This is a genomic window from Vibrio sp. A2-1 (assembly GCF_021728355.1).
Classification (GTDB): Bacteria; Pseudomonadota; Gammaproteobacteria; order Enterobacterales; family Vibrionaceae; genus Vibrio; species Vibrio splendidus_K.
Genome location: NZ_JAKKCO010000001.1, coordinates 223,355 through 249,984, shown reverse-complemented (window position 1 = coordinate 249,984; position 26,630 = coordinate 223,355). Strand labels below are relative to the sequence as shown.

At 43.2% G+C, this 26,630-nt stretch carries 19 protein-coding genes; 8 read left to right on the top strand and 11 right to left on the bottom strand.

Annotated features, from left to right (window positions below):
• The first annotated feature begins 442 nt into the window (after window positions 1-442).
• Both tal and tkt read left to right on the top strand, forming a co-directional pair.
• A complete protein-coding gene (gene tal, locus L3V33_RS01110; RefSeq protein WP_108117053.1) occupies window positions 443-1,393 on the top strand; it encodes a transaldolase in 951 nt (316 codons plus the stop codon).
• A gap of 90 nt (window positions 1,394-1,483) precedes the next feature.
• Window positions 1,484-3,475 (top strand): transketolase, encoded by a 1,992-nt coding sequence (gene tkt / locus L3V33_RS01105; protein WP_065207112.1) that lies wholly within the window; start codon window positions 1,484-1,486, stop codon window positions 3,473-3,475.
• 103 nt (window positions 3,476-3,578) lie between these two features.
• Here the strand turns inward: tkt and L3V33_RS01100 are convergent, their stop codons facing one another.
• The 3 genes from L3V33_RS01100 to L3V33_RS01090 all read right to left on the bottom strand — a co-directional run bounded on the left by L3V33_RS01100 (window position 3,579) and on the right by L3V33_RS01090 (window position 6,609).
• Entirely contained in the window at window positions 3,579-4,193 is a 615-nt protein-coding gene (locus L3V33_RS01100; RefSeq protein ID WP_114635096.1) for a hypothetical protein, read from the bottom strand.
• Window positions 4,194-4,401: 208 nt separating this feature from the next.
• Window positions 4,402-5,964, bottom strand: a complete 1,563-nt coding sequence (locus L3V33_RS01095; RefSeq protein ID WP_237288766.1) for a PAS domain-containing methyl-accepting chemotaxis protein — start codon at window positions 5,962-5,964, stop codon at window positions 4,402-4,404.
• 177 nt (window positions 5,965-6,141) lie between these two features.
• Entirely contained in the window at window positions 6,142-6,609 is a 468-nt protein-coding gene (locus L3V33_RS01090; RefSeq protein WP_017086398.1) for an Lrp/AsnC family transcriptional regulator, read from the bottom strand.
• 153 nt (window positions 6,610-6,762) lie between these two features.
• On the opposite strand from L3V33_RS01090, the gene L3V33_RS01085 reads away from it, so the two are divergent.
• The 3 genes from L3V33_RS01085 to L3V33_RS01075 all read left to right on the top strand — a co-directional run bounded on the left by L3V33_RS01085 (window position 6,763) and on the right by L3V33_RS01075 (window position 11,394).
• Complete coding sequence (locus L3V33_RS01085; protein WP_171315853.1) at window positions 6,763-7,728, top strand: hypothetical protein; 966 nt, start codon at window positions 6,763-6,765, stop codon at window positions 7,726-7,728.
• A 500-nt stretch (window positions 7,729-8,228) separates the two neighbouring features.
• The gene (locus L3V33_RS01080; protein WP_237288765.1) at window positions 8,229-8,582 is read left to right on the top strand and encodes a hypothetical protein; all 354 of its coding nucleotides are present in this window, start codon (window positions 8,229-8,231) and stop codon (window positions 8,580-8,582) included.
• 55 nt (window positions 8,583-8,637) lie between these two features.
• Window positions 8,638-11,394, top strand: coding sequence for an immune inhibitor A domain-containing protein (locus L3V33_RS01075; RefSeq protein ID WP_237288764.1), 2,757 nt, complete (start codon window positions 8,638-8,640; stop codon window positions 11,392-11,394).
• Window positions 11,395-11,661: 267 nt separating this feature from the next.
• Here L3V33_RS01075 and L3V33_RS01070 read toward each other — a convergent pair whose 3' ends face one another.
• Window positions 11,662-12,837: an MFS transporter gene (locus L3V33_RS01070; protein ID WP_237288763.1), complete on the bottom strand. Its 1,176-nt coding sequence runs from the start codon at window positions 12,835-12,837 to the stop codon at window positions 11,662-11,664.
• A gap of 228 nt (window positions 12,838-13,065) precedes the next feature.
• Between L3V33_RS01070 and L3V33_RS01065 the strand changes: the two genes are divergently transcribed.
• A complete protein-coding gene (locus L3V33_RS01065; protein WP_237288762.1) occupies window positions 13,066-13,956 on the top strand; it encodes a LysR family transcriptional regulator in 891 nt (296 codons plus the stop codon).
• A gap of 198 nt (window positions 13,957-14,154) precedes the next feature.
• Here the strand turns inward: L3V33_RS01065 and L3V33_RS01060 are convergent, their stop codons facing one another.
• The 6 genes from L3V33_RS01060 to L3V33_RS01035 all read right to left on the bottom strand — a co-directional run bounded on the left by L3V33_RS01060 (window position 14,155) and on the right by L3V33_RS01035 (window position 24,111).
• Window positions 14,155-19,098: a transporter substrate-binding domain-containing protein gene (locus L3V33_RS01060; RefSeq protein WP_237288761.1), complete on the bottom strand. Its 4,944-nt coding sequence runs from the start codon at window positions 19,096-19,098 to the stop codon at window positions 14,155-14,157.
• A complete protein-coding gene (locus L3V33_RS01055) occupies window positions 19,091-20,116 on the bottom strand; it encodes a two-component system response regulator (protein WP_237288760.1) in 1,026 nt (341 codons plus the stop codon). The genes L3V33_RS01060 and L3V33_RS01055 overlap by 8 nt, the downstream gene beginning before the upstream one ends.
• Before the next feature lie 289 nt (window positions 20,117-20,405).
• Window positions 20,406-21,170 carry an ATP-binding cassette domain-containing protein gene (locus L3V33_RS01050; RefSeq protein ID WP_017066723.1) on the bottom strand — a complete coding sequence of 255 codons (765 nt, stop codon included), beginning with the start codon at window positions 21,168-21,170 and terminating at the stop codon, window positions 20,406-20,408.
• A 12-nt stretch (window positions 21,171-21,182) separates the two neighbouring features.
• Window positions 21,183-22,133: an iron chelate uptake ABC transporter family permease subunit gene (locus tag L3V33_RS01045; RefSeq protein WP_016793444.1), complete on the bottom strand. Its 951-nt coding sequence runs from the start codon at window positions 22,131-22,133 to the stop codon at window positions 21,183-21,185.
• A complete protein-coding gene (locus tag L3V33_RS01040) occupies window positions 22,126-23,079 on the bottom strand; it encodes an iron chelate uptake ABC transporter family permease subunit (RefSeq protein ID WP_017094729.1) in 954 nt (317 codons plus the stop codon). Before L3V33_RS01040 ends, L3V33_RS01045 begins: the two co-directional genes overlap by 8 nt.
• A gap of 99 nt (window positions 23,080-23,178) precedes the next feature.
• Complete coding sequence (locus L3V33_RS01035) at window positions 23,179-24,111, bottom strand: ABC transporter substrate-binding protein (RefSeq protein ID WP_237288759.1); 933 nt, start codon at window positions 24,109-24,111, stop codon at window positions 23,179-23,181.
• A 971-nt stretch (window positions 24,112-25,082) separates the two neighbouring features.
• Here L3V33_RS01035 and L3V33_RS01030 point away from each other — a divergent pair.
• Window positions 25,083-25,292 (top strand): hypothetical protein, encoded by a 210-nt coding sequence (locus L3V33_RS01030; RefSeq protein ID WP_004731601.1) that lies wholly within the window; start codon window positions 25,083-25,085, stop codon window positions 25,290-25,292.
• A gap of 231 nt (window positions 25,293-25,523) precedes the next feature.
• Here the strand turns inward: L3V33_RS01030 and L3V33_RS01025 are convergent, their stop codons facing one another.
• Window positions 25,524-26,117 (bottom strand): hypothetical protein, encoded by a 594-nt coding sequence (locus tag L3V33_RS01025; protein WP_237288758.1) that lies wholly within the window; start codon window positions 26,115-26,117, stop codon window positions 25,524-25,526.
• 266 nt (window positions 26,118-26,383) lie between these two features.
• Between L3V33_RS01025 and L3V33_RS01020 the strand changes: the two genes are divergently transcribed.
• Complete coding sequence (locus tag L3V33_RS01020; RefSeq protein ID WP_165690356.1) at window positions 26,384-26,545, top strand: hypothetical protein; 162 nt, start codon at window positions 26,384-26,386, stop codon at window positions 26,543-26,545.
• Window positions 26,546-26,630 lie beyond the last annotated feature (85 nt).

Here is a 26,630-nt window from a genome sequence, read left to right as displayed (position 1 = left end):
TTTAACAATTATTTTACCTGCTGTACTTCCTAATATAGGAGAGCTCAGTAAGTGATACACAAGCTTACACTCTGAACATATGTAACAACAAGGAACATTTGCTCAGCATCATAACCATAGTTTTGTTGTTGATTAATTCACCTCACTTTGTTCGTTAAACGTTTGCTTGCATACCCCATGATTACTAGAGCGAAATATATTTGACTGAAGTCACCATACAGCACTATTTACCGTTGACTTTGGGGCTAGATCGGATAAATATGGCTACATCATTTACTCATCGAGCGAACAAATGTTCTGTGCAAATGTTCGTTCGGAGAAAAATTTAAATTAATGTAAGTTAGGCTCACTGGTACAACCATGAGGAACTTCATTAGTTCGCTTGCAAATGCCCACACCTCTCCCATTAAAGGGGTGTTCTGCGATACATAGGATGATCAAAATGAGCAATAAATTAGAGCAACTTCGTAAACTAACAACTGTTGTAGCTGACACTGGCGATATCGAAGCTATCAGCAAGTACACTCCGGAAGATGCAACAACTAACCCATCTCTAATTCTTAAAGCCGCTCAAATTGCTGAGTACGCACCTCTAATCGATGCTTCTATCGAATACGCTAAAGCGCAAAGCGCTGATAAAGCACAACAAGTTCAAGACACTTGTGACATGCTTAACGTGAGCATCGGTAAAGAAATCCTTAACGTTGTACCTGGCCGTATCTCTACTGAAGTAGATGCTCGTCTTTCTTACGACATGGAAGGCAGCGTTGCTAAAGCTCGTCAACTTATCAAAATGTACAACGACGCTGGCATCACTAACGACCGCATTCTTATCAAGCTGGCTTCTACTTGGGAAGGCATCCGTGCTGCTGAAATCCTAGAGAAAGAAGGCATCAACTGTAACCTAACGCTTCTATTCTCTTTCGCTCAAGCTCGCGCTTGTGCTGAAGCGGGTGTATTCCTAATCTCTCCTTTCGTTGGTCGCATCATGGACTGGTACAAAGCGAAAGAAGGTCGCGATTTCGAAGCTTCAGAAGATCCAGGCGTAATCTCTGTTTCAGACATCTACAACTACTACAAAGAGCACGGTTACAAGACTGTTGTTATGGGCGCAAGCTTCCGTAACATCGGCGAGATCCTTGAACTTGCTGGCTGTGACCGTCTAACTATCGCTCCTCAACTTCTAGCTGACCTAGAAGCAGCTGAAGGCGAAGTAGTAGAGAAGCTAATCGACTCTAACGGTACTAAAGAGCGTCCTGCTGCAATGACTCACGCTGAGTTCCTATGGGATCACAACCAAGACCCAATGGCTGTAGAGAAGCTAGCTGAAGGCATCCGCAACTTCGCCGTTGACCAAGGCAAACTAGAAGACATGATCGCAGCTAAGCTGTAATCACTACTGAATAAATAAGAGGAACGAATTTCGTTCCTCTTTTACATCTATCCACGAATTTTTAATTTCGAATCAATTTTGGAAGCAATTATGAACCGCAAACATCTAGCTAACGCGATCCGTGCTCTAAGCATGGACGGCGTACAACAAGCAAACTCTGGTCACCCTGGCGCACCTATGGGCATGGCTGACATCGCTGAAGTACTTTGGCGCTCTCACCTAAACCACAACCCGTCAAACCCAGAGTGGGCTGACCGTGACCGTTTTATCCTGTCTAACGGCCACGGCTCTATGCTGATTTACTCTCTGCTTCACCTAGCAGGTTACGAGCTTTCAATTGAAGACCTTAAGAACTTCCGTCAACTGCACTCTAAGACTCCAGGTCACCCAGAGTACGGCTACGCACCAGGTATAGAAACAACGACTGGTCCTCTAGGTCAAGGCATCACTAACGCTGTTGGTATGGCGATGGCTGAGAAAGCGCTAGCAGCACAGTTCAACAAAGAAGGCCACGACATCGTAGACCACTACACTTATGCATTCATGGGTGATGGCTGTCTGATGGAAGGTATTTCTCACGAAGCATGTTCTCTAGCAGGTACGCTAGGTCTTGGTAAGCTGGTTGCTTTCTGGGATGACAACGGCATCTCTATCGATGGCGAAGTTGAAGGTTGGTTCTCTGACGATACGCCTAAGCGTTTTGAAGCTTACGGCTGGCACGTAATCCCAGCAGTTGATGGTCACGATGCTGACGCTATCAACGCAGCTATCGAAGCAGCTAAAGCGGATCCTCGTCCTACTCTAATCTGTACTAAAACTGTAATCGGCTTTGGTTCTCCAAACAAAGCAGGTACGCACGACTGTCACGGTGCACCATTAGGCGCTGATGAAATCGCAGCAACTCGTAAGCAACTAGGTTGGGAGCACGGTCCTTTTGAAATTCCGTCGGAAGTTTACTCAGAGTGGGATGCGAAAGAAGCAGGCGCAGCTAAGGAAGCAGCGTGGAACGAGAAACTTGCAGCTTATGAAGCAGCATACCCTGAGCTGGCAGCTGAATTCAAACGCCGCGTAAACGGTGATCTTCCTGCTGAATGGGAAGAGAAAGCATCGGCAATCATCGCTGATCTTCAAGCTAACCCAGCAAACATCGCATCACGTAAAGCATCTCAAAATGCACTAGAAGCTTTCGGTGCTATGCTACCTGAATTCATGGGCGGCTCTGCTGACCTTGCGCCTTCTAACCTGACTATGTGGTCTGGTTCTAAGTCTCTTGAAGCAAATGACTTCTCTGGTAACTACATCCACTACGGTGTACGTGAATTCGGTATGACGGCTATCATGAACGGTATCGCTCTGCACGGTGGTTTCGTACCATACGGCGCAACGTTCCTAATGTTCATGGAATACGCACGTAACGCAATGCGTATGGCTGCTCTGATGAAGACTCAGAACATCCAAGTTTACACGCACGATTCTATCGGCCTAGGCGAAGATGGTCCTACTCACCAACCGGTTGAGCAGATCGCATCTCTACGTCTGACTCCAAACATGAGCACATGGCGCCCATGTGACCAAGTTGAGTCTGCTGTTGCTTGGAAACTGGCAATCGAGCGTAAAGATGGTCCTTCTGCACTTATCTTCTCTCGTCAAAACCTAGCACAACAAGATCGTGACGCTGAGCAAGTAGCAAACATCGCTAAGGGTGGTTACATCCTGAAAGATTGTGCTGGCAAGCCAGAGCTAATCATCATTGCAACGGGTTCTGAAGTTGAGCTAGCGGTTAGCGCTGCTGCTGAACTAACAGCTGAAGGTAAAGCGGTGCGCGTAGTATCTATGCCTGCAACTGACGCTTTCGATAAGCAAGACGCTGAATACCGTGAGTCTGTGCTTCCAGCTGACGTAACAGCACGTATCGCAGTAGAAGCTGGCATCGCTGACTTCTGGTACAAGTACGTTGGCTTCGGTGGCAAGATCATCGGCATGACAACGTTCGGCGAATCTGCACCAGCAGGCGAGCTATTCAAGATGTTTGGTTTCACTACTGAAAACGTAGTAAACACAGCGAAAGAGATTCTTGCTTAGTCTTGATTAAATTGCCTCACCCTTAAATGGGTTGATGCATACTGAAAGCCCCGTATAAAAATGCGGGGCTTTTTTGTATCTGTTGTCTGTTAGAGACTAAAGACTAGAAGCTAAACCGCGCACCGACTCTAACGGTGTTTTGCTTTAGGTTTTTGCTATAGGTGTAGTCATAACCTGCATCAACGGCAAGCCATGAGATAATCTTAACCGAACTAACAACCCCCAAGCTATTTAAACCATGTTCATAGGTATCTGTATAACTGTAAAACGGTTGTAGCGACCAACGTTCGTTAATCGAAACCACAGAGCCTACTTCACCGATAAACCCTTCATCGTAGTTTTTACTGGTTTCCCTGTTACATGGGTCAAGAATGCTATCATTTCGGCACGAAGAGCGTCTCTTAGGTTTCACCCAGTTAACGCCTACAGAAGCGTACAGTTCAACCTGTTGAGTGATCGACTGGTACCAACCCAATTGAATAGACATATCGGACAAAGTCGTTGAAGATCGTGTGGTCTTCGAAGAGTCGAAACCAACAAACAGAGAATCCGTTACAGCATAATTCCCCCCGAAATAGCCGCCGTAAAGTTGCTTACTGCCTGAGTTATTGTAAGAACCTTCAAAGTAATCTTGAAAGCCATCGTCACTGACTCGTGTATTCTGATATCCCGTATAGAGATAGTGAGAACCCTTTGAAGCTAAGCTTGGGAAACTCATAAGACTGAAACAAAAAACGGTAAAAATAAGGGGGCGCATCTCGGTAACTCAAAATTTGATTAGGATGTTAGAAGTGTAACTCAACGGTAATTGAACGGTGTTCTATTTTTGTTTCAAAGATTTACAAACCGATAATACTAACTTATAAAAAAGCCCTGCAAATTTCGCAAGGCTTTCTCTTATCTCTCATTCAGCTTGTCTTTAACGGTTATTTCTCTTCGAAGCGCTTCGCCAAGTGATAGAACTCATTCACTTGCTCTTTTAGCTCAGTGGAGTGATCTTTCACGGAATGCGTTGCCACTAAGTTTTGCTCGGCGGTCGACGCGATAGACTGCATATGCAGGTTTACATCACTCGATAGCTGACGCTGTTTATGCGCGGAGCTTTCAACCGACTGCATCAAATCGTTCATCGATTGCATTAAGGTTTCGACTTCAGACAAGCGCTCTGCACTCACCTTCGCCACATCCCCACACGCGTCCGTTTGCTCTCGGTTCGCCAGAATATCCTTTTGCCAGCCTTCAATCGTCGCTAGCATGGTGTCGATACTCTCTTTGATCTGAACCGTCGCCTTTGACGTGCGACCCGATAGTGCACGTACTTCGTCGGCAACCACCGCAAAGCCTCGCCCTTGCTCGCCCGCTCTAGCCGCTTCAATTGCTGCGTTTAGTGCCAATAAGTTGGTCTGTTCGGCGATTCCACCAATCTCTTCCATTATCTTGCTGACACTTTGCGCTTGGTCGCTCAATTGGTAAGTCGTTTGAGTCGCCTTTTCAGCCTGTGAAGCCAAGCTTTCGAGGTTACGGTGTGTTTGATTAATACTCTCTTTCGCACCCGCACAGGTTTGCAGAGTAACGTCGACAATTTGATGCGCTTCTTCGGTACGAGATGACACTTCATTCGCGGTTACTTCAACTTCTTCAGTCGCCTCTCGTACTTGAAGGATGTCTTTTGTTTGTTGGTCTAAGGCTTCTGATACTTCAAATGACGTGGCATTCAGGTTGTCCGCCAAATCCTGCAGTGGCTTGGCTGAGTCTGTCATACGGCCTAACACTGTTCTGATTCGAGCAGACAGCAACTTCAGATGGAAATCGGCAATAGAGAACTGACTATTGCCTGAATAGACAAGGCGACTGACACTATCGAATTTAGATTGCAGCTTTTTTAACTGCAATGGAGTATCAATGAGCTCTTGTCGGAAAAGCAATGCTAATGCGGAAACAGGAAGTAAGCTCAATAACCATTGCGATACTTGCCCTACTTCGATTAGGTTTGAAATCAAAGGGGCAGCTAAAGAACCGAGTAACACTGCGTAACGAACACTGTCACTGATCTGTAACGACCATTGACGACCCGACTTCTCAGCCTTCAATAAGCTTTGGTAAGCCTTATCCGCGACTTGTACCCATTCGTTTTTAGGCTTAACACGAACCGATTGGTAGCCACTCACCTTCCCGCCATCATAAATAGGGGTAACGTAAGCATCAACCCAGTAGTAACCACCAGATTGGGTTTTATTTTTTACGATACCGCGCCACGCTTTACCCTGCTTTAGGTTAACCCACATATCGGCAAAAGCCGCTTTCGGCATATCATTATGCCTCACGATATTGTGGTGTTGCCCTAGCAATTCTTGTTGGCTGTATTCTGCGATGCGACAAAAAGCATCATTACTGTAAGTAATCACACCTTTAAGGTCGGTAGTCGAGACAAGTTGTTCGTTTTCGCTTAGAAGCGTTTCACGAGATTGAGAAGATGAACTGACAGTCATTTATATTAACTTTTGTTAATTATTGTTTTAGGCGAGGAATATATACAATTATTAAAGTTATGACAAAATGTGAACGTCACATTTTATGTAAATGCCTGCTATTTATACAAAAATACGCCTGACACCTCACAAAGCTCAAAGCTTCACGTCTTTTCTCTTCTCTTCTCAAATTAGCGGTCATGACTCATCTAAGTTAACTGCAGTGGTAAATTTCACGGTTCTCATAGAAACAGAGGTATGGAACTTGCGAATGTTTAAATCTTTGCGCAGTACTCGTTCAACAAAATCTTCGTAGGCTTGAATGTCTTTGACCGTGACAATCAACATGAAGTCAAAACTGCCCGATATCTGATAGCACTGCGTGACCTCTGACGCCTTAGAAATAGAATGGCGAAAGATCTGATAAATATCCCCTCGGTCTCGTTCCATTTCTACGGACACAACCAAAGTCATCTTACTGCCTGTAAGTTCTGGGTTGATGATAGACACATCACTCACAATCACGCCTTCCTCTCTCAATCGTTTCACTCGCTTTAAGCAAGCCGGAGGCGATAACCCAACCATCTCAGCCAATGTGAGGTTGGGGATTCGGTTGTTCTTCTGCAGTTCAACGAGAATATTCCTATCTATACGATCAATTTCCATAATTTCTCAAAGCTCTAATTTCGTGGCCAATAATTTCGAATACTACGACAAATAAAAAATTCGAGTCGAATATTGATGTGGATTTTGAAATAACCATCACAACAATCAAGGTAAGATCTTCTCATTCCAAACAATCGAACCATGGTCGTAACTATGAAATCAATCTATCAATTTTTTAAAGAACTCCTCAGAGAGATTTTCGATGTCACCTCGACTCTTTTCCGAATCATGATTCCAATCATCATCGTGATAAAGGTCGTTGAAGAACTTGGCGGCGTCGTAATTCTTAGCGAATGGCTAAGCCCAATAATGGAAAGCGTCGGATTACCGAAAGAAATGGGCTTGGTATGGGCAACAACCATACTCACTAACATCTATGCGGGGCTGATTATTCTTATTAATTCCGATGCTCCCTTAACGGTTGCTCAAGCCTCGGTTTTAGGCAGCATGATGCTACTAGCGCATTCATTACCGATTGAGGGTGCAATAGCTAAAAAGGCGGGTGTGAGTTGGCTGGCTACCCTATCAGTGAGAGTCGGTGGTAGCTTGGTGCTGGCATGGTTACTCAATCTCGGTTATCAATACGGGGATTTGCTCAACTACCCAGCAACCGTGCTTTGGCAGCCTGAAGTATCTGGAGACACGAGCTATCTTGGATGGGCTATTGAGCAGCTAAAGAGCTTTGCCGTCATCTTCATGGTGATTTCAGCACTATTACTGCTACTCAAGATTTTAAAAATTCTAGGCGTTGAAAAGCTCATGGCAATATTGTTAAGACCATTCTTGATACTACTCGGAATCAGCAAGGACGCGACTAACCTAACCATTATTGGAATCACGCTTGGTCTTTCGTTTGGCGGCGGCTTATTGATCAATGAAGCTAAAAAGGGACATATCTCGGCGAGGGATGTATTCACTGCAATCATGCTGCTCAATCTACTCCACAGTTTGATTGAAGATACACTTTTGATCATGTTAATTGGGGCTGATTTTTACACCATATTTTGGGGAAGGTTAGTATTCTCAGTGCTAGTTATCGCCTTAATATCAAACGTCATTAAGCGCATGAATCCACGTACTTGTGAACGTTATTTTTATCGTGATGTCTCTCAGTCATAAGTAAATCGCCAACGAGAATAAAAGGAAAAGAGCTCAAGTACGGGCTCTTTTTTACGACTTGGTGCTCCTATCACCTCCGCTATTGTTAAATTTCACGCCCTTGAAACACTGAAAATTATTCTCAACACCCCAATTATTGATATTTAGAGTGAAAATAATTTCAGTATGTGTATTTACTAAACACTCAATTATTAAATGCAATTTTTAAACACAGATAATAAAACACGTATCTTATTATTTATCACCCCACACCTTGTATAAAGCGGTCTCAAGATAATAAACACTTACCAACCAATGTTATTAAAAAACCAAACTATCAGCTATTCATTCAACAAAACGCATTAAATAGCTGACAATAAAATAAATAACCATCCTTATTTGATATTAACTCTTAATGTTGAAACCGGAACGAATAATGATTTGTAATGATTATTCATTTGATTGGTTAATTTTATAAATATATTTTGTTACATAATCAAAACTGATGGCTTGATATAAGAATGTCACACAAAACAATGGCTTTAATGGTTCTCATTTTTTCCTCACTGTCACAGGCTTCCACTATTGAGAACGACGAACTATTGCTGAAGTCATTGATTGAACGAGGCGTTATCTGCCCTGGCTTAACCTATGAGGGCAATCAAGAAGCTTTGCGTATCTATCTAAACGCCAAAAAAGTAAAGAGCACTCCGTTTGATTCAAAAAATAGAAAAGAGACAACCAATACAAAAGAAATAGAAAGTATAAAAGAGATAGAAAGTATAAAAGAGATAGAAAGTACGAAACATACAGCACACACACGTCAGTTAAATAAGACACCACAAGAGTGTATTAGGCCAGACTCGGACAACTGATTCGAATAAGGCAGTTGATACTGATATCGACATGGAAATATAAAAAGGAAATACAATGAAAATGATGAGAAAAACATTGTTGGCTTCAGCAATGCTTACTCTATTTAGCGTCAGTAGTTATGCAAAAACACCTATTGATTTAGGCGTTGTCAATGAAGATAAACTCATTGAAATGCTAGTTAGACAAGGCTTAGTAGACCAAGATGCAACCGATGTGGAAAAACACAACGCACTTGACCGTTACTTAAAAAATAAGATCAATTCCGGTTTTAAAGGCGACGCTCAATTCGGTAAAAAAGCACTTGAGCAACGAGCGAAAATACTCAAAGCCATCGAAAAAGGATCCGGTGTTAAAAAAGCGAGTGTCTTTGCTTTAGAGGTGGGCACCAAGCGTACCGATAAAGTACTGGCTCTATTGGTGGATTTCCCTGACTTGAACTGGGATGACAACAAGCTGACCGAAGAGCACACCCAAATGCTCTACGAGAGCTACAACCCAGAACATTATCAAGAGTTGCTGTTTTCAAACTCTGGCTACACAGGGCCAAACGGCGAAAACCTAATCTCGATGCGTCAGTATTACCAAAGCGAATCGGGTGACAGTTACAGCGTTGCAGGTCAAGCTGCTGGTTGGTATCGCGCCTCTAAGCCTGCGTCTTTCTATGGTGGTAACTCCCCGACGACCGACAACGATCTCAACGCACAAGAACTAGTTCGCGAAGCGTTGAATCAACTGGCTCAAGATCCTAGCATCAACCTAGCCGATTACGATATTGAAGATCGTTACGATTACGATGGTGACGGAAACTTCCGTGAACCCGATGGTGTAATTGATCACTTAATGGTATTCCACGCATCTGTTGGCGAAGAAGCCGGTGGTGGCGTATTAGGCCCTGATGCTATCTGGTCTCACCGATTCAACCTTGGTCGCACACATGTGCTTGAAGGTACCTCTAGCTCTCTTCCCGATCGCTTTGGTGGCCAATACGCGGCCTTTGATTACACCATTCAACCGATTGATGCCGCAGCCGGTGTCTGTGCTCACGAATATGGCCATGATTTAGGCTTACCAGACGAGTACGACACGCAATACACAGGCAAAGGTGAACCGGTTTCTTACTGGTCAATCATGTCTTCAGGCAGCTGGGCTGGCAAAATTGGTGGCACACAACCAACGGCATTCAGCTCTTGGGCAAAGCACTTCCTACAAAAATCGATTGGTGGTCGCTGGGTTAACGATGATCAAATCTCGATTGATGACCTAGAAGACAACCCACAAGTTTATACACTGTTCCAAACAACGGATAACAGCCGTCCGAACATGATTAAGGTCGATCTTCCTGAAAAGCAAATTGAAAGTCTGAAACCCTTTGAGGGAGAGTATTCATTCCACTCTCAAAAAGGCGATGACCTGAAAAACAGCATGACACGCAAGTTGGTGATTCCAGCCGGTGATTCTGCATTGCTTTCGTTCAAAACGTGGTATGAAATTGAGAAAGACTACGACTTCGCTCGCGTGCTTGTGAATGGACAAGCAATAGCTGGCAACATCACCTCAATGGATGACCCATACAATACTGGCCTCGTTCCTGCTATTGGCGGCGAATCTGGCGGGTGGATTGACGCTGAGTTTGACGCTTCACAATGGGTAGGCCAAGAAATAGAACTGTCATTTGAGTACATCACCGATGGTGGCTTGGCGATGGAAGGCTTCTATCTGGATAACCTCAGTGTGGTCGTTGATGGTGAAGTGACCGAAATAGACGATGGTGAAAGCAACTCTACCTTTGCCCTAAATGGCTACAAGCTGAGTAATGGTTTCCACCAAGCACAACACTATTATTTGCTGCAATGGCGCAGCCATACGGATGTTGATGAAGGTCTTGCGAACATCAAACGCATGGGCCAGATCATTTCATTCGAACCGGGTCTCATTATTTGGTACGTAGATGAATCCCTCACCGACAACTGGGTAGGTAAGCACCCTGGCGAAGGTTGGTTAGGTGTTGTGGATGCTGACCAAAATGCCATGGTGTGGGCGAATTCCGGAGAAGTCGCTCAAACTCGATTCCAAGTGCGTGACGCTGCATTCTCACTCAAAGATCATACCCCAATGCGTCTTGTGAACAGCGACAATGATGTACTTGAAGATACCAGTTTGCTTGGTAACGCTAGCTTCTCTGACGACCAAGACTACACGTCTCCTCAAGCGCCTGATTCAGGACGTATCCTGACGGAGTTTGGTTTAGCCGTTGATATTGTGAATCAGAGTGACAACAACGAATACGGCGTGGTTCGCTTATCGAAAGTAAGCCAACACAACGTCGCCCCTACTGCGAACTTTGAGCTTAATGTTACTGGCCTGAACGTGTCTGCACGTAACTTCAGTTCTGACCAAGATGGCGAGATCACCAGTTATCTATGGGACTTTGGCAACGGCACAACAAGTAACGAAGTGGCACCAACTTGGTCTTACGAACAAGCCGGTGAATACACGGTGAGCTTGACTGTTGTTGACGACAAAGGTGCTACCGATTCATTCAGCTCCGTAGTGAGTGTTGAATCTCCAAACGCCCTTCCAGAAGCGAGTGCAAAGTACATTCACTTAGGTCGTTGGGTAACCATGTGGTCAACAAGTTCAGATAGCGATGGTCGTATTGTTGATACCGAGTGGACACTTCCAAACGGAAAGGTGAAACGAGGTCGCACATTCACTTCTATCTTCCCTTCATACGGAAAGCACGAGGTGACCCTGAAGATAATCGATGACCAAGGTGGGATTACGACTAAGACAATTTTGGTCGACCTGTAGCTCATCTTAGGTCTTAGGTTTTAGGTTTTAGGTTTTAAACGATAGACCATAAAAATAAGTACGCGGCTCTATCACACGTACTTACAAGCAAGCTTAAGCACTGTTGTCTTCGAGCATGAGCCAAGACAGCAGTTTTAAGGAAACGTTATTATTTAAGCCGTAAGCAAAAGCCCTACCGATTTGGTAGGGCTTTTTATTGGTCGCAGTTCGAGATACTAGGGTTCTAATCACAGTAACGAATTTACTGAACCACCATTCGATGAGCCATTACACAGGCTGCTTTTGAATACGCGATTTACGAGCACTAAATACGAACAGCAAGATAACAGCTAACACGAATGGTAATACGTAGATGTTGAGGTTCTGCCACCCTGCGGTCGATTCTAGCCAGCCAGAGAGCATCGCTGTAATAGTCACACAGCCAAAGACAATAAATTCATTAAACGCTTGTGCCTTAGCTTTATTCTGCGATTGGTAGGACTGACTAAACAAACCTGTTGCCGCGATAAACATGAAGTTCCAACCCACACCAAGCACAACCAAGGCCGCTCTGAAGTGCCAAATAGATTCTCCATGAATGTTAATCGCGATACAGACGACGAACAGAATCCCGCCCGCCAAGATCATCATTCTTGAGCCAAACCTCTCGATAAGTGATCCGGTAAAAAATGCAGGTACAAACATCCCCAACACGTGCCACTCAATCACGCCAGCAGCTTTAGTAAAGTCAAAACCACAGCCAATCATTGCCAATGGAGTTGCAGTCATCAAAATGTTCATTACAGCGTAAGCAACCATGGCTGCAAAGACCGCACCAATAAAGTTCGGTGCTTTAACGATCACACCTAAAGGATCGGCTTTGGGAGCCTGACTATTAAAAGAGGCTTTAGGAAACTGAATGGTTTGTAAGATGAGTAACGCAAGAATATTCAACCCAATCAAAGAAGCAAAAGCACCAATGTACAAGCCATCTGCTGACCATTGTTGAGACATGATCGCTAAGTTAGGCCCGAGTACTGCAGCAAGAACGCCACCAGCCATCGATATAGAAATTGCGCGATGTCGTGCATTTTCATCACACACTTCGATAGCAGCGAAACGATAAAGCGTACCAAAACCAATACCTATCCCAAGTAAGAACGTGGCGAAACAAAACAGATAGAAATTTTGCTGAGATAAAGCGTAAGTTGCAAGGCTCGCCCCTGTAATGCCAACCACATTACCGATACTGAACCCTCGTTTTCGTCCTAATTTTCCTGAAATTAAAGATGCAGGAATAGTGGCTGCCATTAAACCCAAAAACTGCAGTGCTACCGGCAAGGTAATCATGCTCACACTGGGCGCAATCTGCTTACCGATCAAACCAATCACCGAGATCAACAATATGTTACCCGTCATCAATAAGGCCTGACACAGTGAGAGCAGCCAAACATTTCTATTCATCTTCGTTCCTAAATATGAGTACAGTGGGTCAATAGACCAAATAATCAACAAAGTCGCAACACATTGTTACTCATAGCAACTCTACAAAGCGGCCAATAGACCAATATAAATAGTTATCACCATATTGACTTTGATTAGCGTTACTAACGACGCTAGAGTTGAAATTATCATTACTTAAGATAATAATAATTTTCTGTTATTTATAGGCTTTAGCATTTGAAGGTGAGTATGATCAATCCACTTTGGCTCAATACATTTAAGACTCTGGTTGAAGTTGGACATTTCACCCAAACCGCAGAAAAGTTGTACATGACACAACCAGGAGTGAGCCAGCACATCAAGAAGCTTGAACAAGCTTGCAATTGTGACCTGCTTTCTCGGGAAAATAAAAGCTTCGAGCTGACCGAACAGGGTCGGATTATGTATCGCTATGCGCTCAAGCTAGAAAAAGACCAAGAAGATCTCTTTGAGTCTCTGAGTTTTGATAACCCTTATGCAGGACAATGTCACCTGTCTTGCTCTGGTTCACTCTCTTTACGTCTGTACCCCAAGCTTCTTGAACTTCAGCAGCAACACCAAGATCTGAGCATTAACTTAGAAGCGGCTCCAAACAAAAAGATATTGAATGACCTGATCCAAGGCACCACCGATATCGGCATTGTTAGGCACTCCCCAAACGACAGTTACTATCAAAGCCAAGTCATTGGTAAAGAAGCACTCTGCCTCATCGTTCACAGCAGTCTGGCTCACTTAGAGATAACACCACAAGTACTGCACGACATTGGCCTGATTGCGCATCCAGATTCTGCTCACTACCTGTCTTTGTATTTCGACCTGTGTGGAGACAAGGATCTCGCGAACATCAACGTTAATGAAATACCAAGATCTGGCTACATCAATCAGCTTCACCAGATCTTGCTGCCAGTATCGAAAGGGTTAGGCTTTACCGTATTACCGGCTGGCGCAGTTGAGCACTTCCCGGAAAGAGACAAGTTGCACGTTGTGCCACCAAAGGTAGAAGTTGAAGAAACGCTGTATTTAGTTCAAAAACGAAACCGAAAACTGCCGCACCGATACGATACTGTCATTGATCTAATCAAACAAAACGTCAGCAATTAGGCTTTCTTATTGGCTTGTTTAGACTCTTTAGCTACATTCGCCCTTTTAATTACATTGCACCTTTAAACACATTGGCCTCTTTAATTACATTGGGCCCTTTAAACACATTGCACCTTCAAAAGCATTAAACCCTTTAACTACGATAGTTAAAGGGTTTAAGTTTTTGAGTGCTGATGTGAATTAATACCGATTATGTGATTATTGATAACTTCGAATTACGTCAGTTGCACGCTCGAAGTCATAGCCCTCCAACGCACGTTGCACCTCTTTGAGTTCGATAGAGTTTGGATGCAAAACAATCAACTCAGATACATATTGCGCCGCTTCGTTATCATAGGCTTTGAGTAGCGCGAGTAGCTGCACTCTTTGTTCCTCTGTCACCGTTGACGTCAAAGCACTTGAATCGACAATTTCTGTTGTATGTGATTTATCAAATTGGTCTTCAATCGCCTTAATGAGCTCAATTAAACCAAGCTTACCTTCTTGGAGATCGAACTCATGACACTCGTGCTCATGGGCTTTTCTTTCTAAACCACCAAGTAAATCAGTTAACCGTAATCCGCCAATCGATGCGGCCATGCTTTTCAAGGTATGTAGATTGCGCTCTAGAACGACCCATTCATCTTGGTCCAAACTCTCAAAGGCCTCAGCCATGATCTTTGGTGCACTACTGTCGAACTTTCTAAGCAGTTTATCTTGTAGTTCAATGTCAGATTGAGTGAGTTGGTCAAAACGCTGTTGCGAAAACACAGGAGAAGCGACAATATTGTTGAGGGTAAGATTGTCGAGGGTGAGATTGCCATCGATCTCAGCTGGACTCACCACTTGCTCCGTTAAAGGTGCCGTTTTCCCTTCTACCATAACCTCTGGCACGATGTACTTGATAAGCAAAGAGGTCGCTTTATCAATGATTATCGGCTTATCTAAGAAATCCGTTACCCCTGCGTCTCTTGCTCTCTGTTTTGCATCAGCGAATACATTGGCCGACATCGCAATGATAGGAACTTGCGTATCAAACTCTCTAATTTTTCGTGTCGCTTCGAAGCCATCCATAATCGGCATTTGAAGGTCCATAAAAATCATTTCGTAATCGTTAGTTTGAGCTAACGCCACGGCTTCTGCACCATTTTCGGCTAGATCAGCCTTCAATTTAGCACGACTAAAATATGCCAGAGCTAAATCTTGGTTCAGCTCGTTGTCTTCAACCAACAATACCCTCTGCCATTTAAACTCAATATGATAATCCAGTTTAAGTTCTTGCGACTTAAAGTCCGCGAGTTCCTCTGTGTTCGATCTAGGTAGCGTCAAAGGGAAAGAGAACTCACTGCCCTGTCCCAATATGCTCACTACTGAAATTTCACTGCCCATGGCTTGTACAAGCTTTTGACTGATATTAAGCCCTAAACCTGTGCCACCAAACCTACGTGTGGTGGTACTGTCTGCCTGGCTAAACGCTTGAAATAGTTTATGTCGGTTCTCTTCTGATATGCCTATCCCAGTATCCGAAACCATGATCTTCATGCTCACACTGTTCTCGTCAGATTTGACCAGTTCAACAGCTAAGGTTACTTGCCCATGCTCTGTAAATTTAATGGCATTACCAATAAGGTTCAGGATTACCTGAAATAGCCTCAATGGGTCACCAAGCATTGGCGTCTCTAGTTCCGGTGCAATCGACATTGATAAATTCATCTGCTTTTCGATTGCTTTCGACTCCATCAACTCAATAACATCTTTGAATGTCGTTACAGGATCAAATGGAATACTATCAATAACAAGCTGACCCGCTTCTATCTTTGAGAAATCAAGAATATCGTTGATGATAGTTAATAATGAATGACCCGAACGATGCACTTTCTCAATATAATTTCGAGCAACCGGGTTAGATATTTCCCCAATCGCTAGATAAGATAAACCAATAATCGCGTTCATCGGCGTTCTTATTTCATGGCTCATGTTAGCTAAGAATTCAGATTTGGCTTGGCTCGCCAAATCTGCTCTCTTTTTCTCTTCTTCTAGTTGTTCATTTAGGCGTTTCATTTCTGAAATATCAAAAGCCCAAAATAGAGTCGCGACTTCCCCATCAAGCTCGAGTAGGTAGTAACTAACAAGGGCGACAAAACGACTGCCATCAAATTTCCGAAGCACTAACTCCCTATTCACAACCTTACCGTTAAGGCTCAGTTCTTTATACAAATCATCACGATCGGATAAAGTGTTGTAAACGACTTCAACATCAATAGAAGAGAGCTCTCTTCGTTCTACTCCAAAAAGACGTTTCGCCGTATCATTCGCATAACGAACTTGTTCGTCGACAATAACACTCGCTGCTATCGGGGACGTGTTCAAAATGTTGTAAAGCTGATTTTGTGCTTTACGAAGTGCTTCGGTAGCGTTATTAGCAATAGTGATTTGCTTGGATAATTTCCTATTCCAAAATACAATCAACAACACTATCACGACGGAAAATACCGAGATGGTATAAACGAGTTGGTAATCAACTTTTTCAATTGCTTTAGGTGCCGCCCATTTAGCGGATATTTTTTGGTGGTCTTCCGCAGAGATACTTCCTATTGCTTTGTTAACAATAGACAGTAATAACGGCTCTGATTTAATGACGTGTAAGGTCGGCGACAAAAAGAAATCCAATCGACCAATAATTCCGATACCTCGATAACCAAATGAATTGATCAAATAATTCAACACATCGACAGTATCAATAAATCCATCGAGCTCACCAGATTCAACTCGGTCCAACCCTTCTTTGGTAGATTCGACAAGATCCCATTCAATATTTGGGTAACTTTCAACAATGGCTTCGGTATTAGCACCACTGGCTAATATTCCAAGCTTCCAACCTTGAGCTTCTTTAAGCACAATACTATTTACATCACGTCTTGAAGCTATCGCAAGGCGACTAGAAAATAGCGCTTTTGCTGGTTTTACACTTTCGCCTAGTGAGCGATTCTCAACCGCAGCTGACACTAAATGTACTCGTCGATGATCAACGAGGCGACGAGTTTCTTGCCAACTTTCAACGTCGACATGACTAAGGCGCAGTCCGGTTTTTTGTTCAATTAACTTGAGGTAATCATCAATCATCCCTATATATTCATCCTTGTTTGACAAGGCTTCATAAGGTAATGAGTTTGGATCGATACCTATCTTTAGTTCGGGATGGTCTTTGATCCATTGACGCTCTTTCTGACTTAGGTTAAGAAGTTCACCAGTCAGGCTGTTCGATTGGTAAACATCTGAGATATAACGCTGAGCTCCTTCACCAAACGACTCAAATTGGTCAATTGAAGGGAAATACACATAATTACTCTCAACCGAATTGACATCAAAATAAAATGTCATGAAGCCCGCATTAATACTTCCTGTTTGCGTTTTATAACCAGCACCTTTGGTAACAGATGATAATTCAGACGTATTCTTTTTACTCAGCGAAGAGTCTAATACTTCGCCTAAATACCAAGATTCAATAGGTCTTTTATTATTATCCGCTTGAGCAGAAATAACCTTGAATGTGTGCTCAGCATCGAATATGTCAAAGATCTTAGGGAGTTCTTCGAAGCGGTCATTCACAATAAAGTAAGCGGAGATTTGAGCGATAATATCGGCTTTTCTAAGTACAGGAGTAAGATCATTCTTAACTTGGGTTTCAAGTATCTGTTCAAACTCATCATCAGTTTGCTTTAAATATTTAATCGCTTCGTTAAAACTGTCTCTTAACTTGGGCGTTCTAAAATCAACATAAATTGGATAATCGACTTTAAAATCTTCGTGTAGTTCGATTTCACGCATTTCAATGAAACGAGTATTTGTCACAAACCATCTTAATACCCGTTTTTCGACCATTAACAAATCAACATTTTGTGCTCGTAGTTGAGAAAATGCAGACTCTAAGCTATCAATATCTTCAATTCGATCGATGCTCACCTTATCTTTAAGTAGTTCGACAGAATTTTTTATTGGTGATGTTTCATCGAATAACAAAGCACCTAAAGATAGGTTCTTGGCAGATTTGAGGTTCAAGTTACGTCTTTTTAACGAAACTGGCACGAATTCAACATCCATGACTTTGTCACTCAAAAAGTGCACTGAAGACCCGTCAGCCTGTATCCCTGAGACAAACGATATCGAACTATTGTTATCGATGGCTTGATTCGCAGCACTACGAGGCAACGTGACAACGTCACCAAGTCGGTAGCCCATGTTGTTTAGAGCCCTTTGCATAATGTCGTGTTCGATACCGACAGAAGTGCTATCCGGGTACATATATGGTGGATTACCAAAACCAAACACCCCTTTAACTGGAGTTCGGTAGGGTGAGTCTTTTAACCAATGCGATAGGATCCGGTTTTTCTTCCCAATCTCAAACGTTGCAATTTGTTGGTTTAACAAAGCAAGCAATTCGGTGTCCTTAGTTCGAACAACCATTGCAGCTTCTATGTATTTCCAGCGGTCGAGAACGTAATTGACCGCTAAACTGTATACACCACTCTTGTGAGCAAGATTTAATGTTGTAACGGGCTCGGCGAGCATCCCATCGACTGAACCATCTTCCAGTGCTCGGATAGCATCAATCGCAGTATCAAATTGGACTCTTTCGATTGAGCTCAGTTGTACCCCCGACTTTTCTAGATCGATACTATCTTGAACCATCGCGATACGCCGCTTATCGGACTGCTCAATGTTGTCGGTAGTAGGGTCGTCGGTAGGAAGAATCACCGCGATTTGGTAAGGGATGTAAGGATTAGTAGCGAGAAATCGCCCACCTTCGCTCGGATCAAACTGTTGGAAAGGGAAAACATCTCCTTTCCCATCAAGTAGCGCTTGTTTCGCGTCAGAATTAGAGTTTACGCTTATAAAATCCGTTTCAATTCCATACTTAAGTTCAAACTCGTTCGCCCAATCCCGAATGATACCTGACACCTCCCCTCTATCATCAATAAACGAATAAGGATAATGACTGGAAAGCGCGATAAAGGTCACTTTAGGTTTACTTTCTAACCACCGGGTTAAATCATCTTCACTAACACTCACGGCATGAGCATGTGGTAAACCAATGAGAAGAAACAACAAACTAGAAATGAGTATAAAGCACTGCTTAATCCATATAACAAAGCGCTTATTCATCTTTGAATTTCTCTTTAATCGCTAGTATTTCGGGCAAGTTGACGAAAAAAAGATCGACGATAGTCGGATCAAAATGCTTGCCTTTCTGTTCTTCAAACAAGCTCAGCGCCTCATCGACACTCCAAGCTTTCTTATAAGGACGCTCTGCTGTCAGGGCATCAAATACGTCAGCAACGGCCGCAATTCGTCCGACCAATGGAATATCTTCACCGGCTATCTGGTTTGGGTAACCACTGCCATCCCACTTTTCATGGTGATACTGCGCGACTTGAATGGCCATACGCATCAGTTTGGAATCGCCCTGCCTACCAAGGATTTCAACACCGAACTCGACGTGTTTCTGCATGGTAGTCCATTCATCGTCATCCAATTTTCCTGGCTTCAGTAACACACTGTCAGGAATGCCAATCTTGCCAATATCATGCATCGGCGCTGCATCGCGCAAGGTCTCGGCATCTTCGTCTGTCATGCCCAAGGCTTTGGCTAATATCTCGCAATAATGGCTCATGCGCATAACATGCATGCCTGTTTCGTTATCTTTAAATTCAGCGGCTCTACCCAATATGTTGAGCGTTTCTAGTTTGCCGAGATTGATCTCTTGGGTTTTCTCTTTCACCTGACTAAACAAAGCTCGTTGCTGGTCATAAAGAGCAATATGGGTTTTTACACGTTGTAGTGCAATTTCAGGTGTAATTGGCTTCGTTAAATAATCAACTGCACCTAAGGACAAGCCTTTTACTTCGGCTTCAGGGCCAATCTTTGCGGTAACGAATATAATGGGGATATGCGCAGTATTTGGCTGAGCTTTTAATTGACGGCACACTTCGTAGCCATCGATGTCAGGCATCATGATATCAAGGAGAATAAGATCTGGCTGCGGCACCATCTTCGCTATTTTGATACCGATAGTACCGTTAATCGCGACCTTAACTTGATAGGTATCTTTGAGGATTGCCGTTAACACATCTAAGTTACTTGGGGTGTCATCCACGACTAACACTATAGGTTTACGACTCATTGACACCTCTTATAAAAATCAAACAGTTATAAACATAGTGTAGATGGGTTTTCGTACCTCTCAACATGAAAATGACAAATGATTGTTAAAAATGAAGAGTCGATCTTCGAGTGACATCAAACTAACGGTTTGATCCTCGTCTGATGTCAAAAATACGGCAGAGATTAGCGTATAACACAAGAGGGAATATACTGTCTTGGACATATGAACCATACGAAAAGAGCTCCTCATATGGGAGCTCTTTTCATTTCGGTAACTAAGGGGTTAAGCAGGCTAGAGACCCAGCGACCTAACGACCTGAATAATACATACAGATTCGAACACCATCGAACTCGCGAATCTCAAATGGGATCTCGTAGATAGACTCCATCACGGACTTTTCAACCACTTCCGAAACCTTACCTGACTTAACCACTTTTCCTTTCTTCATCGCCACAATGTTATCTGAATAGCAAGAAGCAAAATTGATGTCGTGAATCACGATCACCACCGCTTTATTGAACTCATGCGCTAAACGACGCAGCGTCTGCATGATTTCGACCGAGTGTTTAATATCAAGATTGTTCAGTGGTTCATCTAGGAACACATAATCTGTATCTTGCGCCACAACCATCGCGATAAACGCCATTTGACGCTGACCACCACTCAACTCATCAAGGTATTTGTTTTGGATATCGGTAATGCCAAGGTGTTCTAACGCTGTATCGACGATCTTATGATCTTCGTCTTTCAAGCGACCTTGAGAGTGTGGGAAACGACCAAAACAAACCAACTCACGAATCGTAAATCGCATATTGATGTTGTTTGACTGTCTTAACACGGCAAGGTGCTTGGCTAGCTCTTTGGTATCCCACTCAGCCAATAACTTATCGCCAATGACCACTTCACCCGCGTCACTGTCTGTTAAACGGCTTGCCATTGAAAGCAGTGTACTTTTACCCGCACCATTTGGGCCAATGATAGAAGTCACTTCTCCTTTCGGGAACATAGCACTGGCATCATCAACCACGAGTGACTTGCCATACTTCTTAGTTAAACCTGTTAATTTAATCACTACTTACTACCTTTACTGAATTCTGGTGCGTAACAACAAGAACATAAAATACAAACCACCGACCAAGTTAATGATCACACTCACTGTGGTTTCAAACGCCATTACTTTTTCGATGAACCATTGACCAGACACGAGCAACACTACCGCTAACAAGCTGCTAGCGATGATTAGAGTACGGTGCTGATAAGAGCTGAATATCTGACGAGCCAAACTTACTGTGATTAAACCGAAGAAAAGTACCGGGCCAACCAAGGCAGTTGATACCGCGACCATCACTGACACAATAACCAAGGTAATCTGAGTCAGTCGCTTGGTATTCACGCCCAAGCTTGTTGCGTTATCGACACCAAGCCAAAGCACATCAAGCTTAGGTGCTAACAACCACAGGCCAAGCAAGCTCAAACCTAATGGAATAAGGCTGAGGTAAACCAGTTCGCCTTTCACGTTATTGAAGCTTGCAAACATCACATTCTGCAACACCGCAAATTCATTGGGATCAATCAACATCGCAAGGAAGTTCGCTAAGCTCGAGAATACGCTGCCACACACGATACCAATCAGAAGCAGTGTGAATACGTTATTTCGCTTGCTCTTAAAGTAGAAATGGAACAGAGCAAACGAGAACAAGATCATCACGGTTACAGACATCGAAAAGTTTGCGATTGAATCAATGACCCAGAAGCTTGTACTGCCAAACACAAACAGAAGCACCGTTTGAACCAGCATATACAAGCTGTCAAAGCCCAAGATGGATGGGGTTAGAATTCGATTATTAGTGATGGTTTGGAAAACCAATGACGACGCCGAGATCGCCACCGCCGCCAACACAATCGACAGCAATTTTGGTAGTCGCAGAGACAAGAAGAACTCATAGTTATCCCACGTAAGTCCCTGCCCCACAAATACTGCCGCCATACACAAAGACGCGATGGCCAGAATCGCAATTTTTACTGAATCACGCATTCGACTTGTCTCTCATGATTAGGTAGATAAAAATCAAGCCACCAAAGATGCTGATTACCATCGAGATTGGAATCTCATAAGGGAAGATGACGATTCGAGCTAACAAGTCACAAACCAATACCAAGATCACGCCCCAATAGGCTGTCCAAGGCAGAATCTTCTTCATGTTATCGCCCATCATCAGCGACACGATATTCGGCACGATAAGGCCAAGGAATGGGATAACACCAACGATCATCACCACAGAAGAGGCACAGATAGCGACCAATGCAACACCAATGAAGACGATCTTCTGATAATTCAAGCCGATGTTTTTCGCAAAGCTCTCGCCAATACTCGCCGCACTGAACTGACTCGCGAAGTAGTAAGCCAACACACAAGCAGGCACTGCGAGGTAAAGAATTTCATAGCTGCCTTGCAACACACTCGCAAAGTTCGCCATTGTCCATGCCGACATGGTTTGTACTAAGTCGTACTTGTAAGCAATAAAGGTTGTTAGAGACGAAACAACGTTGCCATACATGATGCCAATCAAAGGCACCAACACCGCATTCTTAAACTTAAGGTGTTGTAGAAAGCGGACCAATAGCATGGTTCCGAAAACCGCAAACGCGAAAATGAAACCTAAGTAGCTCCATTGCGCTGCATTGCCCAGAACCAGAATACCGACTATGTAGCCAAGCATGGCGCAGTCAATGGTACCCATAGTCGAAGGCGCGGCAAACTTGTTCTGCACGATCTGTTGCATGATCAAGCCAGCGACACTCAAGCCCGCACCGGCAAGTACAATCGCGAACAGTCGAGGGATTCGACTAACAACATAAATAGAGTTGGCGTGTTGGTTGCCATTGAAGAAGTCGCTAAAACTGATTTCAGCGACTCCAATCATCAATGACATAACGCATAACACAACAAGAAATACAGCAGCGGCAATGGGTTTCAACATAGAAATAATACTAAAGGTAGGGCTCTTTGAGTCCGTATGAAAAGTGAAAAAGGGCTTATAAGAACGCTCTTATAAGCCCAAAAATCTGATGATTGATGACTATTGAATCGTTCGTTCAATATCACCCAACATTCTGTGAATCGCTGTCACGCCACCACCCGCCAAATACCAAGCACTTGAATCAAGGTAAACGATGCTGCCTTGCTGCGCTGCAGGCGTCGCCGCAACTAATGGGTTATCAAACAGCTGTTGTGCGCGCCCTTCTGATTTGCCAATCGCTTTTTCGCGGTCAAGAACGTAAAGCACTTCAGGTTTTGCGTCAGCAATGTATTCGAACGAGATTAGGTTGCCGTGAGTCCCTTTAATTGGAGCCACTGTCGCACTCTTTGACTCCTCGAAACCAAAATCATCAAAAATGATCGAGAAGCGACTGCCCTTATTGAACATCGCAATGTTGTTGCCGTTGTTCATCAGCATCATTGCAGACGTTTCGTCAGACGCAACTTTGTCGTTTACCGCCGTGATAGACGCTTGAGTCTCTTTGATGATCGCTTCTACTTCAGCTTGCTTACCAAAGATGTCACCTAGCGCGCGCCAGTTTTGCTGAGCATCAGCCCAGTATTTATCACCTTCAATAGAGAACATGACCGTTGGAGCGATTTGTGCCAGCTTGTCGTAAACCTTAAGCATACGGTTTTCCGCGATAATGATGTCAGGCTTCAACATGTAGATAGCTTCAAAATCCGGTTCACTCAATGATCCTGTATTTGCTGTCGTTTCTTTGTACGAAGCTAGGTAATCAGGCAACAAGCTATGAGGCGCACCAACTGGTTGTACACCAATTTGATCAAGCACATCCAAGCTACCAAAGCCAAGTACCACAACGCGCTGTGGTACTTCAGTAAACTGCACCGTGCCCTTTACGTGTTCAATGGTCACGGTTTTCGCTTGAGCGGTCATCAGTAATGATGATGCAAGAACGATGGCAAGCCCGCTTAACAACTGACGAACTGAATTGATTGTTTTCTTCATGTTTCTTCCTTTGCCATTGATACTAACCACCACTCATGACAATGAAAGTCACACTACTCATAGGCGAGCATGGGGCGAACACAACGGCTAAATAACGATAATTTAAAGTCTGTCATTGCTTTGACAACAAACTCGTAACGCAAGTGAGAACTATTATCAATTATATTTGCGTTAAACTGGCGACACAACAACTTTATTATTCAGAAATGTAAAAGTGAGTATTCATATTTTGCGTAGTCAGGAGAGATACTAGGGATCAGAAATAGCAAAAAGACGCGAAGAGGAAAATGATCATTAATCTGAAGAATAAACTGATGGGGGAAAGTGGCCGAAAACCCTGTAATTACAACGCTAAATCACAGAATTACGACGCCAAACCCCAGAATTACAACGCTCAACCTCAGAGTCAAGAATTGCAATTTACAATGTAAAGACAATATATAACAGGTACTTAATCATCAATAAATTAGCTAAACAATTAAAACCACTAATGACAAAGAACACAAAGCGGTGCAAAGCCAAACATCGGTCAGGTATCATGGTGAATTACCTGCCCATCGCTCATTTAACTCTCAACAAGCGACGGCAAATCATTCAAAAATATTTTTGAATTTAATTTAAAATAGGGTTGTAATTTCAAAAACTAGGCGTATAGTTCGCCACTTGGCTCTAATCTATAGAGCTGTTAATGCTAAAGTAAGTCCAAGTTCCTCAAAGACAGTTCTCGATTACCTCGTTACACCATCTCTGCGTCAGCTTTCACCTAGATAGTCATTCAATAGCTTTTAAATTCGATCCTCACTACCGATCTATCGTCATTCGCTCTCTTGTTAGCGAAGTCAAAATAGATCGACCACTTAAATATAAATGTAATAAACACAAGGCACAGTTATGTCACGCAGAACAACACGACAAACCCATTGGTACCAACTATCACGCGACAAATCAGTCAATAAACTAAAAGGTAATAAATGCTCAAGATTAAAATAGACTTACACAAAGAAGAAATTTCATGGGTCACAGAGATTCGACAGCTCAATAGCGATATACTCCACCGCCACATATTGCCCAAGCTACAACATCACAGTTATCTCATCGACTTTGAATTTAATGAACGAGAAAGCATCGGAACTATTGTTTCAGGCAACGGAAACACCCTAGGACATTTCACACTCCTATAGCATTTCCCATAGGCTACAAAAAGAAACACCGTTTAGTCCCAAAGATGTAAAAGATGTCACCCTCAATTCGCTCTAGCAGAACAAAATAGAGTAGAAGTAAAACAGATCAGAAACCTAGCCCTTTTTGCATTTCACGCGCGGCTAACGCTAGCTAGGTTATCGTACTTCTATTGAAACCAACTTATATCAAACTCTGAATCACCAATGAGTCATTATCAGTGCATTCATGGACTAATAAGTTAACGGCATCGACCTTAACTTTTGATCAAGAGTATATAAGTGTTCTGCAGCTTGCATGTGTTGAGGGTAATCACTGAATTTCTCACGATTTTCCTCATTCATCTTACATGTCTCATCCACCAGCATTAATTTCCAATACAGCTTTGTTGTATGCAGCATAGCCAGTAAAGGTTTGAATACCTCTTTTTCATAAGCTTGAATCAACTCTTCAATCAATTCGTCACGCTCGTCTTCACTTGCGATTGAACCATTGGTTGCCGACAATACTTTTTGATACTTCAGGTTTTGTTGAAGCTTATCCATGACTGTTTGGTTTTCTTCCGCTAGCTCAACAAGTTTCGACTTAATGATATTTACCCAATTGGCTTGGCTCAGTACCGCGTCATCAACGCTGGCAAAGTCTTCTCGTATCTGTCGCTCTACGTCTTTTTGAGCTTTCTTTAAAACGGCGCGCACCTTTTGAAATGGCAGCTGATATTCCTTACTTAGATCGATAATCAGTTTATGAAAACCACCATTTGGAAGGTGTAAGTTTTCCTTAAACGTCGCCATTGCAGCTTCTTGCTGATCGGTAAGGTGAGTCATTCTGTTTCCTATTCTTTATCACTTATGGTGCTGAGCCCGCGATCATACCACTATATAACCTCGTTTTTTCGGTAACTTGATAGGTTACATCTAGGTACGTACTTAATTTCTCTCAACACGTTATCTTTTGGCTAGTTTTCACACTACTTGGCATTAAATGGTAAGTTTCTATCGATGAATATTCGTACATTAGTCGTACAGGGTATATCGCCAGACAGGAGTCATTACTTACATATGAAAGACAACAGCGAGAAATGAGAAACCATATGACCTATTCCGAATACAAAGAATCCGATCTGCATAAGTGCGTTAGCATTGGTGCAGAAGCAACGGTATCAATCGCCAAGTTTACCGTTAAAGCCACTACCCTTTTATTTCGATTTTTCCGCTGGCTTGTCGTATCGGCCTATTCTTATGTGATGAAGTAATTCTGTATTGGAGTCGTTGTTTTCATTACGACTTATCCAAATACTCAAAAGCGCGCCCTATTAGGTCGCGCTTTTTTTATGCTCC